This is a genomic window from Bacillus yapensis, assembly GCF_005280205.1.
GTDB classification, from domain to species: Bacteria; Bacillota; Bacilli; order Bacillales; family Cytobacillaceae; genus Robertmurraya; species Robertmurraya yapensis.
Map to the genome: position 1 here is coordinate 24739 of NZ_SUND01000008.1, position 17668 is coordinate 42406.

Below are 17668 nucleotides of genomic sequence, written 5' to 3' on the forward strand. Positions count from 1 at the left end.
TAAAGTAATTTTGCGTACGTAAAAAGGAGAGAGCAATACGTTGTATATTCATATAAAGGGCCTCAAAGATGAGCGCTTTGCTAGGCCACTACAGTTAATCGCCAATTTATTCTTTGAAGAGACGAGCGTCTCTTTGGAAAAAGTATCAGGCGAACCTGATTTCGTTATTGATTTTGAATTAAAGGTTGGACACCAGGTAGAGGTACAGGCTACTTTACAACATGCGGATGGTCAAACCTTTCAAGCTCAATATGATAAAGAAATGCCCCGAGAGGCAACGGAAAAAGAACAGTTTAAAGTCATCAAAAATACCGTAGCCCATGTGTATTTATCTGTGCTTCAAGATTACACAAAAATGGTGCAAAAATGGGGGATTTTAACAGGAATTCGCCCAACAAAATTATTGCATAAGTCTCTTCAAGAGGGACTTACAAAAGAAGAGGCTCATAAAAAGCTGAAGACTGATTATTTAATTACTGATGAAAAAATTCAATTAATGCAGGATATCGTCGATCGCCAATTGGCTGTTGTTCCTGACCTGTACGATCTTCAAAATGAAGTAAGCATTTATATTGGGATTCCTTTTTGTCCTACAAAATGTGCGTATTGTACGTTCCCAGCCTATGCCATCAATGGTAGACAGGGCTCGGTCAATTCATTTCTTGGCGGTCTTCACTTTGAAATGAGAAAAATTGGGGAATGGCTGAAGGAAAATGATGTGAAGATCACAACTGTCTACTATGGTGGAGGGACTCCGACGAGTATCACAGCGGAAGAAATGGATATGTTGTATGAAGAAATGTACACGTCGTTTCCAGACGTGAAAAATATACGAGAAGTAACAGTGGAAGCGGGAAGACCAGACACGATTACTCCAGAGAAGCTGGAAGTTTTGAAGAAATGGAATATTGACCGCATCAGTGTTAACCCACAATCATATACACAAGAAACATTAAAGGCGATTGGGCGTCATCATACCGTGGAGGAAACAATTGAGAAATTCCATCTTGCAAGACAGATGGAAATGAATAATATCAATATGGATTTAATCATTGGTTTGCCTGGAGAGGGAGTTGCAGAATTCCAGCATTCTCTTGATGAAACTGAGAAGCTAATGCCTGAGTCACTAACGATTCATACCTTGTCCTTTAAACGTGCTTCTGAAATGACGAGAAATAAAGATCGTTATAAGGTTGCGAGTAGAGAAGAAATCATCGAGATGATGGACTTAGGGGAAAAGTGGACGAAGGAACACGGATATGCACCGTATTACTTGTACAGACAGAAGAATATTTTAGGAAACCTTGAAAATGTCGGTTATTCTCTTCCGAATCAAGAAAGCATCTACAACATTATGATTATGGAGGAGCAGCAAACGATTATTGGACTTGGTTGTGGGGCTGCAAGTAAGTTTATCGACCAAGACGGAAAAATTATGCACTTTGCTAATCCAAAGGATCCGAAAACGTATAACGACAGCTTTGAAGAGTATACAAACAAAAAAATTAGCATCCTGAATGATATTTATAAGAACAGTGCCCTTGCAAAATAAGCAAGGGTTTTATTTTTGAAATAGAAAGGATTTTCCCTACGAAAGTAGAATGTTTTAAGAGGTCATACATAATATTTTACAGGCACCTAAATGAAAACGGTTTCTAATTGAAGGGAGGACGAAAAAAATGATGATGCAAACACCTTTAACTATGACACAAATGATTAAACGAGCAGAGAAATTTTTTCCAAAGAAGCAAGTGATTTCACGGACATCGAAAGGAATTGTACGGCTCACCTACAAAGAAATTGCAGAAAGAACCCGACGTTTAGCAGACAGCCTGCAAAAGCTCGGCGTGGAAAGAGGTGACAAGGTTGGAACCCTTGCCTGGAACACCCATCGCCATCTCGAAGCCTATCTTGCCATCCCTTGTAGTGGCGCGGTCATCCACACAATCAACATTCGTTTAGCACCTCAGCATATCTCCTACATTATTAATCACGCAGAAGATAAAATTCTACTTATTGACGCAGATCTTATTCCACTCATTGAAAGATGCAAAGATGAACTAACATCGGTCAAAGCATTCGTCATCATGACGGATGAAGACGAGCTTCCAGAAACAAGCCTTTCACCTGTCTATCATTATGAACAGTTAATTGCGAGCGGAAGCAATGACTATGAGTATCCAGATGATATTGATGAAAATGAACCGGCAGGAATGTGCTATACCTCAGCAACTACGGGAAATCCAAAGGGCGTTGTCTATACGCACAGAAGTAATGTTTTGCACAGTATGGCTCTTGGAATGGCGGATAGTATTGGATTAAGTGAGAAGGATATCGCGATGGCGATTGTTCCGATGTTCCATGCGAATGCATGGGGGCTGCCATTTGCAGGTGTGTGGTTCGGAACTACGCTTGTTATGCCTGGACCATATTTTACCCCGAAAATATTGGCAGAGCTAATTGAAGAGGAGAAAGTAACTTTTTCCGCTGGCGTTCCTACGATTTGGTTAGGTCTACTAAAGGAACTAGAAGAAAAAGAATACGATATTAGTAGCTTGCGAGCAGTTCTTTGCGGCGGTTCAGCTGCTCCTAAATTTGTTATTCGAGCATTTGAGCAGAAATACAATATACCGTTTATGCATGGCTATGGCATGACTGAGACAAGTCCACTCGTGGTTGTTTCTACATTAAAAAGCTATCAGGAAGAGTTGTCCTATGAAGAACGGCTTAATCTCCGAGCGAAGCAAGGAATTTTGGTTCCAGGCCTAGAGATTAAGATTATTGGACAAAACGGAGAAGTGGCTTGGGATGGAAAGGAAATGGGCGAGCTTCTTATCCGTGGACCATGGATTGCCTCCGAATATTACAAGGATGAAAGAACAGCAGATGCTTTCCAAGATGGTTGGTTGTACACAGGGGATGTTGTCACCATAGATAAAGAAGGATTTCTTAATATTGTCGATCGAACAAAGGATTTAATTAAGAGTGGTGGAGAATGGATTTCATCGATTGATCTTGAAAACGCGTTAATGGCACACGAAGCTGTCTTTGAGGCAGCGGTTGTGGCTGTACCGCATGAACAATGGCAGGAGCGCCCGATTGCTTGTGTTGTGTTAAAAGAGAATAAGCAGGTGACAAAAGAAGAATTGCTCGAATTTTTAGCACCTCAATTTGCCAAATGGTGGCTACCAGACGACATTCTATTTATGGATGAAATTCCGAAAACGTCAGTCGGGAAGTTTTTGAAGCGTGCGTTGAGAGATCAGGTGCAGGATGAGCTACAAAAGAATTAACCAAAAAAATAGACCGAAAACAAAGTGCTTGGATTAACCCAGGCACTTTGTTTATTGAGGATAAGAATCAACCATTAAATCTGACAATTTTCTAATAGCTTAATTAAGTTCCTCAGTTCCCTTTAATTAGTCCATATTTATTCAAATTTTTGAAAATAAAACACATAGCAACTAATAGTTGCTTAACAAAAAAATGAAAAATATGGTATTTTTAAACAAATAAGCAGAAGGGAGAAAATCAAAATGCCACTACAAGAATTGCTGAAGTCATACCGTGAAAAAAATAATTTCACACAAGAAGAACTAGCAAAGAAATTAACCGTCTCACGACAGGCTGTTTCAAAGTGGGAAAATGGTAACAGCATTCCAGACGTATATAACTTGATTTCATTAAGTGATTTGTATGATATTTCTTTAGATGAGTTAATTAGAGGAGCAGTATACTTCCCGAAACCCTTTATAGTGGGAAAGAAAATCACTAAGAAATTTATGCTCTATATGGGTTTCCTTTTGACAATTTTTTATGGTTTTATCCTTATCACACTTGATTTACTAACACCTTTTTTGTCCCTTTTAATAGCAATTAGTATTTATTTATTCATAATGTTACCTACTTTTATTGAGCCATATTGGATTATTACAAAAACGGGAATAGTATATCAGCAATTTCCCAGATATATAGATAAAATCAAATACTCATCTATGATTCTATTTGGTAAGGAAATATCTTACGAAACAACAATCCCCTTCAATGCGATTCTTTCGATCTCTGTGATATACGAAAAAAAATCTAGAAATGGTCCAATGGATATTAATCCAGATTACTTATATATTCGGCTCTGTCAAAAAAATGGTTCCATTAAAGATTTAAATTTATATGATAATCTTCTTCCTTACTTACCCCAAGCGATATCCTATTTTGAAAAAAAGAAAATAACCGTAACAGATAAAAATAAAGTTACTCAAGCAATTATGAGTGAAAAAACACTATATGAAATAATGCATGGCTTAGAATCTAATGAGCATATATAAACAGCTTATTACAGGAGTCGAATTATCAAAATCAATGTGGGAAAATGCTATTTAAAATAACATTAAAAATGGAGAGGAAGAATAATGTCTAGATCATTTAAAAAATTGTTATTACTATCAATCTTGTTTTTCTTACTTGCTGGTTGCTCAATTAATAGCAAATATGGAAACACCCCATCAGATCATAAACTAATCGCTTATAAAGTTGAAAATGAAAGAGGGCAGCATCTTTATGTATTAGGTACGATCCATGCTGGTGAAGTTGAAAGATACCCATTTAGAGAAGAAATTGAATCTGCTTTTGATGAAAGTGATTATTTAGCTGTTGAATACGATGTTACTAGTACAGAAAATGCTGTAATGGATATGAAAGCTAATGCAATAAAAGATTTGAATGTTAGTGAAGACGCATTAACTTATTTAAAAAAAGTAAGTGATACTTATCCTGAAACCGTTGGTGGACTTACGATGAGCTATGATAATTTGATAAATTATAATGCCTATACGATTCAATCGTTGATGTTAACAGCAACTCTATCCAAATTGGGTCATAGCCTTACGTATGGAATCGATTATTATTTTCTAGACAAGGCAAAACATGAAAATAAAGAGATAGTCGAAATGGAAGGAGCTAAATTTCATGTTGATCTAATGCAAGAGTTTAATAAATCTTATACTGAATTTTTACTTAAGAATTTATTACCACTTCAAGATAGTGTTTCTAGTTATGAAAAAGCATCCCAATTTGTCTTAGAGGGTGATATAGAGTCAATTATTGATGCCACGTACCCAAAAAATGATAATAATAGAGAACAAGGGTATTATGAAGCGTTTTTATTTGATCGTAATGATAGGATGACTGAATTAGCCAAAGAATACATTGCCAGCGGAGATACTTATTTTATTGCCGTAGGGGCAGGACATGTAATTGGAGAACGAGGGATTATTCACCAATTGGAACAGCAAGGTTATAAGATAACTAGACTCTAACTGTATTAAGTGAAATTAGATTCTTTCCACTACCTGTATTCAGAGTCTGTTTTTAGTTTTCTTAATCCGCTATTTGAGCATGTCGCATCGGTGAAAAGCTAAACCAAAGTCCGCATAAAGTAAGCCCAATTAACGAAACCGATAATGCCGTTCGTGAACCAAGCTGGTCCGCTATTAAACCACCTAGTGGAGCGCCAATTACCACAAAGCTACGATTGATAGAACGAAGTGTGGCATTCATTCGACCTTGAAGATGTGATGGAGTGACAAATTGCCGATAAGCCATTTCAAGAGGACCTTCGATTCCCATTGCAAAGCCATAAAGGAACTGCCCAACAATCACTAGAAGGAAAGCAATGTTTTGCGGATTGGAGTCGATTGCTGCTGGAGCTAGAGCAATCAGAACAACAGCTGGACCATAGAGATTTCTGGAAAAAGATATCGCACGTCCAGCCCCAAAGTGTTCGCCAATTCGAACCGATAGAGATGTACCAGCGACGGCACCTACACCAGCGGCTCCGAGTACAATTCCAAGAAGTGCGGCATCAAAACCAATTTCGGTCAAAACGAAGGATACGAACACTGTCGTTGTCATGCTGTGGAAGAGAAACCAAGTATGAGTGTTTAAAGCAAGAGTACCTAGGTGTTGGTGTCTGTATATCCAATGCAAACCTTCCTTGATTTGATATCCAAGTGGACCATTTTTCACTTTTTCTGTGGGTTGGTGTTTGACTGAAGCAATGAAAATTCCTGAGATTAAATACGTAACAGCATCTACTAAAAGGGCAAATGGAGCACTGAGTATTTGTGTGAGGACACCTCCAATCGCCGGACCGCTAGTTTCTGCAACAGCTGCGCTTTGCTCTAGTCTTGCGTTTGCGCGTGTTAATAAGGTGCGTGGAACTAATTGCGGAACAAAGGACTGACTAGCAGCATCATTGAAAAGAGACATTGTACCAAAGAGTACAAGTAGGAACATTAGCCAACCAATACTGAGTACTTCTGTGTAAGCCATTAAACAAATGAAAGAAAGTAGAATTCCACGACCTATATCAGTTATGACCATGATCGCCTTCCGATGAAAAAGATCAATTATAACCCCAGCAATTAATCCAAGCAGTACATAAGGGAGCCATCTAGACGCTGAAACCCAGCCAACATCAATTGCACTGCCCCCCATATTCACTATCACAATGACTTGGAGCGCAACAGTCGTAATATATGTACCAAAGTTTGAAGTTGTTGATGCAAACCAAAATCGAACAAAGCTTGTATGTTCCCTTAATTTCATGTGGTCTCCTCTGTTGCCCATTTAGCAACGTTATAAATATTCAACTCTTCTTTAGCTTAACAATGACTAAGCCCAGGTGAAAGATTGCAGTGTCTTTGTGAAATTCTGAAAAAAAGTTCTCAATCTTATAAAAAGAATAACTTTATATGAATTCTATCATAAGATTCTAAAAAATCTGTGGGTTCTTTCAAGAATAACCAGGGATTTTATTAGAAAAATAAATGAATTCTAAAAATTTTTGAGAAAACGCTTATACATTCTTATAATTACCCTTATAATGGAGTTGAAGACAAAGGGGAGGGGAATGAATATGACAATTGAATTCCTGACAAATACAGTGAAAGTCGACGTAGATGGACGAGTTGCCACGATTCAATTGAATCGCCCAGAAAGCTTGAATTCGATTAATGTAGAAATGATTAAAGAGCTAAGTTGTTGTCTTAAGGAGATAAGCAATTCTGATGAAATTGATATTGTTGTCCTGACAGGGAATGAGCGTGCGTTTTCTTCAGGTGGAGACATTAAGACAATGCTGAGTGAGAATGCAAATGAAAACGATTTCTATGTAGTTATGGATAGTATAAGTGAGCTGATGGTCACACTTCATAACTTGCCAATGCTAACGATTAGTGCGATTTCAGGTGCTGCAGCGGGATTGGGGTTAAGTATTGCGCTCGCAACAGACTACATACTTGCAGATAAAAATAGTAAACTAGCAATGAATTTTATCGGAATTGGTCTGATTCCAGATGGTGGAGCCCACTTCTTCCTGGAAAAACGGCTTGGAGAAGACCGTGCCAAGCAGCTTATCTGGGAAGGTAAAGTGTTGTCAGCCGAAGAGGCTGTGAATATGAAGTTGATTCATGAGGTATCTGAGAATTACAAGGAATCCCTCCAGGCGAAGATAGAAGAGTGGTTAGGGAAGCCAGTGAAAGCAATGATAAAGACAAAAAAGATTTATGCTGAAAAGAATCGTCCACAGCTTTTGAAACTTCTTGAGCTTGAAAAGCATGGGCAGTTTGCGATGAGACAAACGAAGGATCATAAAGAAGGCATCGCTGCCTTTTTAGAAAAGAGAAAGCCTAAATATATTGGGAAATAAGTTTAAGAAGGTCCGTATTCGAGGAGAATACGGACCTTTTTGTATTAACTATTAAAATATTTCTCTAGCTTATAAGCGGCAATAGCCAATTGTAACTTCAATCTTTCGTCTACAGAGCGAATGTTTAAGCCGAAACGATTTTCGATTTGCTGTAATCGATATTTTAGCGTGTGACGATGAATAAAGAGTTTCGCTGCAGTCGTTTGGAGATTTAGATTTTGCTGAAAATAAACCTCTAAAGTCTGAATGTAATCAATGCCCTTATTATTCGTGAGTAGTTCTCCAATTTGCTCCTCGTAAAACTGCTTGAGACTAATGCCCAATTCCTTCATTTGAAGTAATAAATGAAAGGTGGCCAAATCATCATAGTGGATAATTTCCTTTTTTGATGATAAAAGGCTTGCGAGATCAACTGCGTATTTCGCTTCTTTTGCACTTTCACTTAATTGGTTAGGAGTGTCATATGATTTTCCCACTCCAATTAAGATCGAAATTTGAGGCTGCTTTTCCTTCCATGTTTGCAAAAATTCCTCCGCCAAATCTAGGCTGTCCTGTTTCAAACTTTTTCTCTTTTCAGAATGTACTTCTGTAAGAAGAGTCAATCCATCTAATCCAGTTCGAAGCAAAAATTGACGCTCTTTTTGCTCCATCATTCGGAAAAAATGGTGGTAGAGAAGGTCTAAATGTTCCTGACTAAACTCATTATCTAGTTTTATTTGCAGCACTACTTGATTTAGTGAAAGATTAATTCCTAATTTTTTTCCTCGTTCGTGAAGAATGGCAGAGGAATGAACGTAGTTGTTGATTAGATCTTCTAGAAACGTCGTCTCCATTTGTTTATGTAAAATTTCCTGAAGAATGCTTTTGGTGACTGTTGAAAAGTTAAGTTCTGTTGGTAGCTCGATGAGAGGTAAGTGATGTTTGTTGGCAAGCTCTAAGAAGATTTGGGGGATTTCTTTTAAATAAAAACCGCTATAAATGGCAATACCAGAGAGCCTTTTCAGCGTGAGAAGTTTTTGAAAGTGTAAGCTGTTTTCGTTGAGCCCGTAACCTGTGGTGATCAAAAACTCTCCATCCTGAAAACGATTGATATCCTCGATCACCTCGACGATTGTCACCCAATTAATTTGATTATGAAGTCCAGTAGTTCCTGCTAAGAGCTTGGTAGATTTCATGACTGGTAAATTTATAGCTTCATGGACTGTAATGCTCATTGTATTCCCTCCTAATAAGGGCTATTTATACACATTGTATAATAAAAGATTGATATTTTACATGGATTTGTCGTATTCAAATTATCTTTTCCCTCCCATAAGATAAACATAACAATACACATTCAGGGGGGAGCGGCGTGGAACACTCCTATTTGATTAAGCCGATGTTAGCAAGTCACTATCCAACTGCTGTATACGGAAAGGGTATCTATATTTATGATGAAAACGGAAAAGCCTATCTTGATGGTTCTTCAGGGGCTGTAACAGCCAGTATTGGTCATGCTGTTCCTGAAATCATTGAAGCAATGACTAAGCAGGCCGAAAGGATTTCCTTCGTTTACCGTTCCCAATTTACAACAAAGGAAGCCGAGGACCTGGCACGAAAGTTGAGCGAAATTGATTTTATTAAAGATGGTCATTACAGCTCTTTTTTCGTAAATAGCGGTTCTGAAGCGACGGAAACGGCAATGAAAATCGCGATTCAGCATTGGCAGGAGCAAGGCAGACCAACGAAAAATAAAGTAATCTCCAGATGGACTAGTTACCATGGCATTACGATGGGGGCTCTATCCTTATCAGGCCATTCAGAAAGAAGACGTCGCTTTGTTTCCTTATTAGATGACCTACCAACCATTCCAGCACCTTATTGCTACCGATGTCCATTTAATCTTACCTATCCAAGCTGTCAGCTCAAATGCGCGTCAGAACTGGACGCTGCCATTCAAAGAATTGGTTCCGATCATATCGCTGCTTTTATTGCTGAACCAATTATTGGGGCAGCTGGAGCAGTGATCGTTCCACCAGACGGGTATTATGAGCGAATCAAAGAGATTTGTGAAGAGAACGAAATCCTTTTTATAGCTGATGAGGTTATGACTGGAATTGGGAGAACTGGAAAGACCCTCGCTATGGAGCATTGGGGTGTCGTGCCTGATATTATCGCCCTTGGAAAAGGGATGAGTGCTGGCTATACACCGATTGCGGCTACTCTTGCAAGTGAGAAGGTACTGGCTCCTATTTTACAAGGATCCAAGATTGTTATGAGCGGTCACACCTATAGCGCTAATCCTCAGTCTGCTGCAGTTTCCCTCGCTGTTCTAGAGTATATTGAAAAGCATAATTTAGTAAATGAAGCAGAAGAAAAAGGGGCTTATTTACTTGCTGAGCTTCAAAAATTGGCTGAGTATTTTTCGATTATTGGCGACGTTCGCGGAAAGGGCTTGATGGTTGGGGTAGAATTTGTTTCCGATCGTTTGAGCAAAACCCCTTTTCCTAAAAACCTCGATTTAACCAATTTGATTGTATTGGCGGCAAGAGATAAAGGTCTATTAATCTATCCGGCTTCAGCAGGAGTGGAGGGTGGAGACGGAGATGCCGTCATTATTGCTCCTCCATTAACGATTAAAAAAGAAGAGATCGATCAGTTAGTCGAGCTTTTTAAAGAAACGATAACAGATATTCAAAAAAACAAGGAGGTGCAGCATGACGAAGGTAGCCTCACTTGAAAAAGTTCTTTCTTATATTACAGATGAATGTGTCTTAATGTATGGTGGTTTTGGCGGTGTTGGGAATCCCCCGACATTAATAAATGGAATTCTGGAAAAAGGCGTGAAGGACCTCATCTTAATTGGAAATGACGCAGGCTTTCCTGAAATCGGCATTGGAAAAATTGTTAGTCGTGAACGAGCGAAGAAGCTCATTACGACCCATATTGGTTCTAATCCGATCGCTGGAAAGCTAATGGTTGAAGGCAAGCTGGAGGTTGAATTCTGCCCTCAAGGGATACTAGCTGAAAGAATTCGCGCTGGTGGAGCTGGCCTTGGAGGGATTCTTTCTGATATCGGGTTAGGAAGCATGATTGAAAAAGGAAAGCAAAAGGTGCTGGTTGGTGGAAAAGAGTTCTTGGTTGAAACGCCTCTCCAAGCAGATGTAGCCATTGTTCATGCAAAAAAAGCCGACAACTATGGAAATCTCATTTATGACAAAAGTGCTCGAAATACAAACCCTGTGGTTGCAACTGCTGGAAAAATTACGATTGCTGAAGCGGAAGAAATTGTAGAGGTTGGAGAACTCGACCCAGAGTCAATCATCACACCTGGAATTTACGTCGATTTCATTGTTCAAAGCAAGGGGGTGGACTGGAAATGGGCATGGGAGTAGATATTCGAAATCGTATTGCAAGTCGGGCTGCCAAAGAAATCAAGGATGGCATGATTGTGAATTTAGGTATTGGTATTCCTTCTCTTGTTTCCAATCATCTTTCTCCGGATATTCGCGTCATGTTTCACGCTGAAAATGGCATTCTTGGGATGGGAGGGTCACCTGAAAAAGGAGAAGAAGATGCAATGCTTTGTAATGCTGGAGGATTTCCAGTCACGATACTTCCGGGTGCCTCTTATTTTGACAGTTCTACAGCCTTTGGCATGATTCGTGGTGGTTACCTAGATATTACGATTCTTGGTGGTCTTGAGGTGAGTGAAAAAGGGGACTTGGCCAATTGGGTCATCCCAGGCAAACGAGTACCTGGCATTGGCGGTGGGATGGAGCTTGCGGAAAAAGCGAAAAAGGTCATTGTGTTAATGAGTCATGTCAATAAAAATGGAGAACCGAAAATTTTAAAGGAATGTACGTTGCCTTTGACTGCGAAAAACTGTGTGGATTTGATTATTACCGATATGGCAGTGATTGAGGTTGGAGGAGACGGATTTATTTTAAGAGAAGTGATGGAGCCTTACACGGTAGAAGAAGTGGTCAAAAGTACAGGAGCTCCATTAACGATTCGAATGGAGGGGAACGCATTTGACTGAGATTAAGGAACAAATTAACCAATGGCTTGCAGAAAATCGAGAGAGAGGAATTCAGCTCTTGCGAGATCTTGTCCAGGCCAGAAGTACCCAAGGGATGGAGAGAAATGTTCAAGAACTTGTAATTGTTGAGCTTAAACGTATGGGGCTAGAAGTAGATGTGTGGGAACCAGATGGAAAGGAGTTGGCGAGAAGTCCATATTTTGCTTCTTCTAGAAGTGAGTTCACAGGCAGTCCGAATGTAGTTGGTGTCTTAAAAGGAAGTGGAGAAGGACGGTCGATCATCCTCAATGGGCATATCGATGTTGTCCCAGAAGGGGATTTAGATAAATGGGACGCCTATCCTTACAGTGGCAAAATCATCGACGGAAAGATGTATGGGCGAGGAACGACGGATATGAAGGGTGGCAATGTTTCTCTGCTCTTAGCAATCCAAGCCATTCAAGCACTTGGAGTTCAGTTAAAAGGTGACATTATTTTTCAAAGTGTAATAGAAGAGGAAAGTGGCGGAGCAGGCACATTAGCGACGATTTTAAGAGGATACAAGGCTGATGCAGCACTTATCCCTGAACCAACAAATATGAAGATTTTTCCGAAGCAACAAGGCTCGATGTGGTTCCGAATTCATGTGAAAGGTCAATCTGCGCACGGTGGAACTCGCTATGAAGGTGTGAGTGCGATTGAAAAAAGTATGACTGTGGTTGAGCATATTTTGCAGTTGGAAAAAGTTCGGAATGAGCGAGTGACTGATCCGCTGTATGAAAATATTCCGATTCCTTTTCCAATCAATATGGGCAAAATTTCGGGAGGAGACTGGCCATCCTCTGTTGCCGATTTAGTTCAAATTGAGGGCCGTATGGGCGTTTCACCGGAAGAGACATTGGATGAAGCCAAAGAGGAGATGGAAAAATGGATAGATCGGTTAAAAGAAATAGATCCTTGGTTTGAAACACATCCTCCAATATTAGAGTGGTTTGGAGCGAGATGGCTACCAGGTGCAATCGATATCGAACATGAGCTTATGCAAACACTCAGTTCAAATTATAAAGATGTTTTAAAAGAGGAACCGATTATTGAAGCTTCGCCTTGGGGGACAGACGGTGGATTATTAACGAATGTCGGGAATACGCCTTCTGTTGTCTTTGGTCCTGGAGTGACGGAAATGGCTCATTTTTCAAATGAATATATTGAGCTCGATAAAGTGTTTATCGTAGCGGAGATAATTGCACTTACATTACTAGATTGGTGCGAAATAGAATAGGAGGTTCCCTAATGACGATTAAACAGAAGTCCATCGACTTAAAGACGGCAATTCCTGGTCCAAAATCGGTAGAGCTACTGAAGAGAAGAGAGGAACATGTTCCGCGTGGTCCGTTTAACACGGTTCCTGCCTTTATAGAAAAAGCAGAAGGCGCACTCGTGACGGATATAGATGGAAATACATTGATCGATTTTGCGGGTGCAATCGGTTCGTTAAATGCTGGTCATTGTCCGCCTAATGTTGTAGCAGCACTAAAGGAGCAAATCGATAAATACTTGCATCCGTCTTTCCATGTGTTGATGTATGAGCCTTATATTAAACTAGCAGAAAAATTAAATGAGATTACTCCTGGCACCCATAAAAAGAAAACATTTTTCCTTAGTAGTGGGGCAGAGGCGGTTGAAAATGCGATTAAAATAGCACGTAAGTATACAGGAAGAAAAGCGATTATATCATTTGAGCGAGGATTTCATGGTAGAACGTATATGGCGATGTCATTGACGAGCAAGGTAAAGCCTTATAAATACGGGTTTGGCCCATTTGCGCCAGATACTTATAAAATGCCTTATCCATATTATTATCGTGCACCGGAAGGAATGACACGTGAAGATGTTGACGAGCAAATCATTAGGGAGTTCCAAACATTTTTCTTAAGTGAGGTACCTGCAGAGGAAGTAGCTGCTGTCATAATGGAGCCTGTACAAGGTGAGGGGGGATTTGTGATTCCTTCGAAAACCTTTGTCCAAAAGGTAAAAAGGATTTGTGAGGAAAATGGCATTCTCTTTATTGCTGACGAAGTCCAAACAGGCTTCGGACGAACTGGAAAAATGTTTGCGATGGAGCATTTTGATGTAGTGCCCGATTTGATGTCGATGTCAAAGTCGATTGCGGCAGGTCTCCCGATTAGCGCTGTTACAGGTAGAGCTGAAATTATGGACGCACCAAATGTTGGCGAGATTGGTGGAACATATGGAGGAAGTCCTCTTGGATGTGTGGCTGCGTTAGAGGTTATAAAAATAATGGAAGAACAAAAATTACCAGAGCGAGCCAATCATATTGGTGAAACTGTTGTAAACTTTTTCAAAGAGTTTCAAGAAAAGGTTCCATTTATCGGCGAGGTTCGCACATTAGGAGCGATGACCTCAATCGAAATAGTAAAGACGAAGTCAGGGAAAGAACCAGATAAAGAGTTAACAGGAAAAATTTTAGCGGAGTGTCATAAGCGAGGATTAGTTTTAATGAGTGCTGGCTTGTATGGGAATATCATTCGAATATTAAGCCCGCTAGTGATTACGGATGAACAGTTGCACGAAGGCTTATCTGTATTAAAAGAAGTAATGCTTGAACAAATTTAAGGGACTGATTTTTTCAGTCCCTTTCATACCGTTTCCCAGCATTAAAACCAATGATGAGGCCGATTATTAGCGGGAACAGTGAATCGGTCCCAAAGTCCTTAAAAATCAAACCGAAAACGAGCCATGCTCCTACGGCACCTAAAATACCCTGTAACAAGGGATGCATTGAACCACTTCCTGTCATTTACATGTGAAATAAGATCAATTTGCCGCTAGAAGATGTGCATCGATGTGTTTTGTTCAAAGCTCCTTTTTCCTCAAGTAGCTTTTCTCCAATTTCTTTTGCTTGATTGTCGTCAGTCGCTTCGAAAGTCTCGTCGATTACTTTTTCCCCATTCGGTTCGAAAACAGTCAGTTTATATGTTTTCATTCGCAAAAAATCCCCTTTTGTTCGTAAAATTCAGATTCTTATATTACTATTTTTGCATAATTATCTAAATTATGCAAAATAATAATAGAGAAAAATGAACCCTTTTTGTGTTCTTGATCGTATAGAATGATGGAAGAGGAGGAATGAATGTGGTTCTAAAGATAGAGAATGTTTCGAAGCGTTTTGGAAGTTTTACTGCAGTAAATGATTTGTCGATAACCATTCCTGAAAAAGAAATGTTTGGTTTTCTAGGAGCAAATGGTGCTGGAAAAACGACGACCTTCAGAATGATACTTGGATTATTAGATGCAAGTAAAGGTAAGATCACATGGGATGGAAAGCCGATAGATTACTCGACTAGTGGTGTAATTGGCTATTTGCCAGAGGAAAGAGGATTGTATCCAAAGCTGAAGGTAAGGGATCAGCTAGTCTATCTTGCGCGATTAAGAGGGATGAATAAGCAGGATGCTTTAGCGGAATTGAAGATTTGGTTAGAACGCTTTAAGGTTCCTGAATATCTCGATAAAAGGGTAGAAGAGCTTTCAAAAGGTAATCAGCAAAAGATTCAATTTATTGCAGCTGTTTTACATAAGCCAAAATTGTTAATTTTGGATGAGCCGTTTAGTGGATTGGATCCAGTCAATGTGGAGCTATTAAAATCTGCTGTTATCGAGCTAAAAGAGCAAGGAACGACGATTGTTTTTTCCAGCCACCGCATGGAGCACGTAGAGGAAATGTGTGAAAATTTATGTATCATGCATCATGGAAGTCCTGTTGTCCATGGTTCTTTAAAGGATATTAAACGCTCCTTTGGTAAGAAAAATTTAGTCATTCATGCTGATTTTGAGTTAAGTGGTTTTGACAATTATCCGGGTGTGACGAAGGTAAAGAGAACACCAGAGGGAGTTCACCTACAAATCGAAGGAGAATATGTAGCTGAACGGATATTAAAAGATATTGTAGGAAAAGGTTTTATTCGCCGTTTTGTGTTAGAGGAGCCTTCCTTAAATGATATCTTTATCGAGAAAGTAGGTGCTTCCTATGAATAACTTTTGGATTATCTTTTTTCATACGTATTTAAGTAAATTAAAGACAAAATCGTTTATTATTACAACAATTATTACTGTTTTAATTGTAGTTGGACTAGCGAATATGACGAATATCATTAATTTTTTCGATAAGGGAGAAGGCAAGGATACTATTGCGGTTATCGATGAAAGTAGTACGTTAGTTGAGCCACTTCAACAGCAATTAAAAGCAAGTAATTCAGAAATTGAATTAGAAGCATATAAAGATGGTGAAGAAAAAGCAGAAAAAGCTGTCGAAGATGGAGATTACAAAGGTCTCTTAGTGTTGTCCCTTGACAGTGAGGGTCTTCCAGTTGCCACATATAAAGCGATGAGTATATCTGACTCTGCCTCAGTTACTGCTATTCAAACAGGCTTACAGCAAATCAAAACTCAAATGGCTGCAGGTAAAATCAATTTAACATCAGAGCAACTTGCAAAGCTTTATGAGCCAATGGAAATGGAGCAGATTGCTTTAGAGGAAAATGCTAAAACGGCAGAAGAGCTAAACCAGGCAAGAGGTCTTGTCTATGTATTATTATTTGTTATTTATTTTGCTGTTATTTTGTATGCCAATATGATTGCGATGGAGGTTGCTACTGAAAAATCTTCTCGTGTCATGGAAATTTTAATATCAAGTGTATCTCCAATTAAGCAGATGTTTGCCAAGATTTTAGGTATATGCTTATTAAGCTTAACCCAAATGGCTGTTTTGTTAGGTGTAGGGTATATTTCAATTAAAAGAAATCTGGAATCAATGGAAGGTGGATTCTTTAGCGTCTTTGGTTTTGGTGATGTCCCTGTATCCACGATTATTTATGCAGTTGTCTTCTTTATATTAGGGTATTTCTTATACGCAACATTAGCAGCCTTTTTAGGGTCGCTTGTTAGTCGAATTGAAGATGTCCAACAGATGATTACGCCAATGACAATGATGGTCGTGGCTGGATTTATGATTGCGATGTTTGGTCTTTCACAGCCGGATACTCCATTTGTTACGGTTACGAGCTATATTCCATTTTTTACACCAATGTTAATGTTTATGCGTGTTGGAATGCTGACTTTACCAGCATGGGAACCAATCCTAGGAATTGTCATCTTACTCGTCTCTATTATCATCTTAGCTGTCTTTGGGGCAAGAGTATACAGAGGTGGAGTTCTTATGTATGGAAAATCGAATTCCTTTAAGGATATTAAAAAAGCACTTCAATTAACTAAATCCGAAAAATGACAAAAACTGTTTTCTCTTATATTGTTTATTTTCTTGCGAAAAAAACCTGTTGTTAAAATCTTAAGGCCGATTTTAACGTAGAAAAAGATATGATGTGCTTTCTATATTGTTAACAAGTTTTTTTCCTGAAAAAAACCTGCTCTTTTCTCAAATAATTATAAGAAAATGAATATTAACAGAATTGCTTGCTTCGTATTATTTTTGCTCCAAAAGCATCAAAGTTTGAGAAAAGAGCATTAAAAAAAGAATTTACTGGGAAAAAATTAAGTTTGCTTGCCTTTTCCATTTGTATCTGTTATTCTTAGGAAGAATTATTTTTGTTCACAATTAAGGGAAGAATTATATATTTCGCCTGGAAGAGCAAGAATAGTAATACATTTGTGCGCTATACGCACATAGGAGGCAACATACATGGAAAATGGTAAAGTAAAATGGTTTAACGCAGAAAAGGGCTTCGGATTTATCGAGCGCGAAGGCGGAGAAGATGTATTCGTTCATTTCTCAGCTATCCAAGGCGAAGGTTTCAAAACTCTTGAAGAAGGTCAAGCAGTAACTTTTGACGTTGAGCAAGGTGCACGTGGACCTCAAGCAGCTAACGTTAACAAAGCTTAATTAACTTTCGAACTTTCAAGCAGATCCTTTTATAGGGTCTGCTTTT

Annotated in this window: 17 protein-coding genes; 13 read left to right on the top strand and 4 right to left on the bottom strand. The window is 39.0% G+C overall.

Translation table 11 applies throughout. The features are described from left to right. Positions 1-40 precede the first annotated feature (40 nt). The 4 genes from FAR12_RS11000 to FAR12_RS11015 all read left to right on the top strand — a co-directional run bounded on the left by FAR12_RS11000 (position 41) and on the right by FAR12_RS11015 (position 5315). Positions 41-1552, top strand: coding sequence for a coproporphyrinogen III oxidase (locus FAR12_RS11000; protein ID WP_126408718.1), 1512 nt, complete (start codon positions 41-43; stop codon positions 1550-1552). 130 nt (positions 1553-1682) lie between these two features. Beyond that, a complete protein-coding gene (locus tag FAR12_RS11005) occupies positions 1683-3293 on the top strand; it encodes a long-chain fatty acid--CoA ligase (protein ID WP_170972178.1) in 1611 nt (536 codons plus the stop codon). A gap of 243 nt (positions 3294-3536) precedes the next feature. Then, complete coding sequence (locus FAR12_RS11010) at positions 3537-4325, top strand: helix-turn-helix domain-containing protein (protein ID WP_126408720.1); 789 nt, start codon at positions 3537-3539, stop codon at positions 4323-4325. An 84-nt stretch (positions 4326-4409) separates the two neighbouring features. Further along, positions 4410-5315 carry a TraB/GumN family protein gene (locus FAR12_RS11015; protein ID WP_126408721.1) on the top strand — a complete coding sequence of 302 codons (906 nt, stop codon included), beginning with the start codon at positions 4410-4412 and terminating at the stop codon, positions 5313-5315. Between the two features lie 61 nt (positions 5316-5376). Here FAR12_RS11015 and FAR12_RS11020 read toward each other — a convergent pair whose 3' ends face one another. After that, complete coding sequence (locus FAR12_RS11020) at positions 5377-6606, bottom strand: MFS transporter (protein ID WP_126408722.1); 1230 nt, start codon at positions 6604-6606, stop codon at positions 5377-5379. A gap of 310 nt (positions 6607-6916) precedes the next feature. On the opposite strand from FAR12_RS11020, the gene FAR12_RS11025 reads away from it, so the two are divergent. Then, positions 6917-7708, top strand: coding sequence for an enoyl-CoA hydratase (locus tag FAR12_RS11025; RefSeq protein WP_126408723.1), 792 nt, complete (start codon positions 6917-6919; stop codon positions 7706-7708). Positions 7709-7752: 44 nt separating this feature from the next. On the opposite strand, the gene FAR12_RS11030 is transcribed toward FAR12_RS11025, so the two are convergent. After that, positions 7753-8922: a PucR family transcriptional regulator gene (locus FAR12_RS11030; RefSeq protein WP_126408724.1), complete on the bottom strand. Its 1170-nt coding sequence runs from the start codon at positions 8920-8922 to the stop codon at positions 7753-7755. Positions 8923-9059: 137 nt separating this feature from the next. Here FAR12_RS11030 and FAR12_RS11035 point away from each other — a divergent pair, with 137 nt between their 5' ends. Genes FAR12_RS11035 through gabT form a run of 5 tightly spaced genes read left to right on the top strand, consistent with a single transcriptional unit; the run spans position 9060 to position 14342 of the window. After that, complete coding sequence (locus tag FAR12_RS11035; protein WP_126408725.1) at positions 9060-10427, top strand: aspartate aminotransferase family protein; 1368 nt, start codon at positions 9060-9062, stop codon at positions 10425-10427. Further along, positions 10405-11082 carry a CoA transferase subunit A gene (locus FAR12_RS11040; RefSeq protein ID WP_126408726.1) on the top strand — a complete coding sequence of 226 codons (678 nt, stop codon included), beginning with the start codon at positions 10405-10407 and terminating at the stop codon, positions 11080-11082. Before FAR12_RS11035 ends, FAR12_RS11040 begins: the two co-directional genes overlap by 23 nt. Next, positions 11067-11729, top strand: coding sequence for a 3-oxoacid CoA-transferase subunit B (locus FAR12_RS11045; protein WP_126408727.1), 663 nt, complete (start codon positions 11067-11069; stop codon positions 11727-11729). Before FAR12_RS11040 ends, FAR12_RS11045 begins: the two co-directional genes overlap by 16 nt. Beyond that, positions 11722-12987 carry a peptidase gene (locus FAR12_RS11050; protein ID WP_126408728.1) on the top strand — a complete coding sequence of 422 codons (1266 nt, stop codon included), beginning with the start codon at positions 11722-11724 and terminating at the stop codon, positions 12985-12987. Before FAR12_RS11045 ends, FAR12_RS11050 begins: the two co-directional genes overlap by 8 nt. An 11-nt stretch (positions 12988-12998) precedes the next feature. Continuing rightward, positions 12999-14342: a 4-aminobutyrate--2-oxoglutarate transaminase gene (gabT, locus tag FAR12_RS11055; RefSeq protein ID WP_126408729.1), complete on the top strand. Its 1344-nt coding sequence runs from the start codon at positions 12999-13001 to the stop codon at positions 14340-14342. A 13-nt stretch (positions 14343-14355) separates the two neighbouring features. Here gabT and FAR12_RS23425 read toward each other — a convergent pair whose 3' ends face one another. Then, positions 14356-14508, bottom strand: a complete 153-nt coding sequence (locus FAR12_RS23425) for a hypothetical protein (RefSeq protein ID WP_170972173.1) — start codon at positions 14506-14508, stop codon at positions 14356-14358. Between the two features lie 18 nt (positions 14509-14526). After that, the gene (locus FAR12_RS11060; protein ID WP_126408730.1) at positions 14527-14712 is read right to left on the bottom strand and encodes a YhzD family protein; all 186 of its coding nucleotides are present in this window, start codon (positions 14710-14712) and stop codon (positions 14527-14529) included. Positions 14713-14855: 143 nt separating this feature from the next. On the opposite strand from FAR12_RS11060, the gene FAR12_RS11065 reads away from it, so the two are divergent. The 3 genes from FAR12_RS11065 (at position 14856) to FAR12_RS11075 (ending at position 17622) form a co-directional block, all read left to right on the top strand. Next, complete coding sequence (locus FAR12_RS11065) at positions 14856-15761, top strand: ABC transporter ATP-binding protein (protein ID WP_425456159.1); 906 nt, start codon at positions 14856-14858, stop codon at positions 15759-15761. Further along, positions 15754-17010 carry an ABC transporter permease gene (locus FAR12_RS11070; protein WP_126408732.1) on the top strand — a complete coding sequence of 419 codons (1257 nt, stop codon included), beginning with the start codon at positions 15754-15756 and terminating at the stop codon, positions 17008-17010. Before FAR12_RS11065 ends, FAR12_RS11070 begins: the two co-directional genes overlap by 8 nt. A 411-nt stretch (positions 17011-17421) precedes the next feature. Continuing rightward, positions 17422-17622 (top strand): cold-shock protein, encoded by a 201-nt coding sequence (locus tag FAR12_RS11075; RefSeq protein ID WP_019153363.1) that lies wholly within the window; start codon positions 17422-17424, stop codon positions 17620-17622. The last annotated feature ends 46 nt before the right edge of the window (positions 17623-17668 follow it).

Bases quoted from the DNA above. Each gene is read 5' to 3' on its own strand.
- FAR12_RS11040 (WP_126408726.1), top strand. From the start codon at position 10,405: ATGACGAAGGTAGCCTCACTTGAAAAAGTTCTTTCTTATATTACAGAT.
- FAR12_RS11030 (WP_126408724.1), bottom strand. From the start codon at position 8,922: ATGAGCATTACAGTCCATGAAGCTATAAATTTACCAGTCATGAAATCT.
- gabT (WP_126408729.1), top strand. From the start codon at position 12,999: ATGACGATTAAACAGAAGTCCATCGACTTAAAGACGGCAATTCCTGGT.
- FAR12_RS11045 (WP_126408727.1), top strand. From the start codon at position 11,067: ATGGGCATGGGAGTAGATATTCGAAATCGTATTGCAAGTCGGGCTGCC.
- FAR12_RS11010 (WP_126408720.1), top strand. From the start codon at position 3,537: ATGCCACTACAAGAATTGCTGAAGTCATACCGTGAAAAAAATAATTTC.
- FAR12_RS11070 (WP_126408732.1), top strand. From the start codon at position 15,754: ATGAATAACTTTTGGATTATCTTTTTTCATACGTATTTAAGTAAATTA.
- FAR12_RS11065 (WP_425456159.1), top strand. From the start codon at position 14,856: ATGAATGTGGTTCTAAAGATAGAGAATGTTTCGAAGCGTTTTGGAAGT.
- FAR12_RS11020 (WP_126408722.1), bottom strand. From the start codon at position 6,606: ATGAAATTAAGGGAACATACAAGCTTTGTTCGATTTTGGTTTGCATCA.
- FAR12_RS11005 (WP_170972178.1), top strand. From the start codon at position 1,683: ATGATGCAAACACCTTTAACTATGACACAAATGATTAAACGAGCAGAG.
- FAR12_RS11025 (WP_126408723.1), top strand. From the start codon at position 6,917: ATGACAATTGAATTCCTGACAAATACAGTGAAAGTCGACGTAGATGGA.
- FAR12_RS11015 (WP_126408721.1), top strand. From the start codon at position 4,410: ATGTCTAGATCATTTAAAAAATTGTTATTACTATCAATCTTGTTTTTC.
- FAR12_RS11060 (WP_126408730.1), bottom strand. From the start codon at position 14,712: ATGAAAACATATAAACTGACTGTTTTCGAACCGAATGGGGAAAAAGTA.
- FAR12_RS11075 (WP_019153363.1), top strand. From the start codon at position 17,422: ATGGAAAATGGTAAAGTAAAATGGTTTAACGCAGAAAAGGGCTTCGGA.
- FAR12_RS23425 (WP_170972173.1), bottom strand. From the start codon at position 14,508: ATGCATCCCTTGTTACAGGGTATTTTAGGTGCCGTAGGAGCATGGCTC.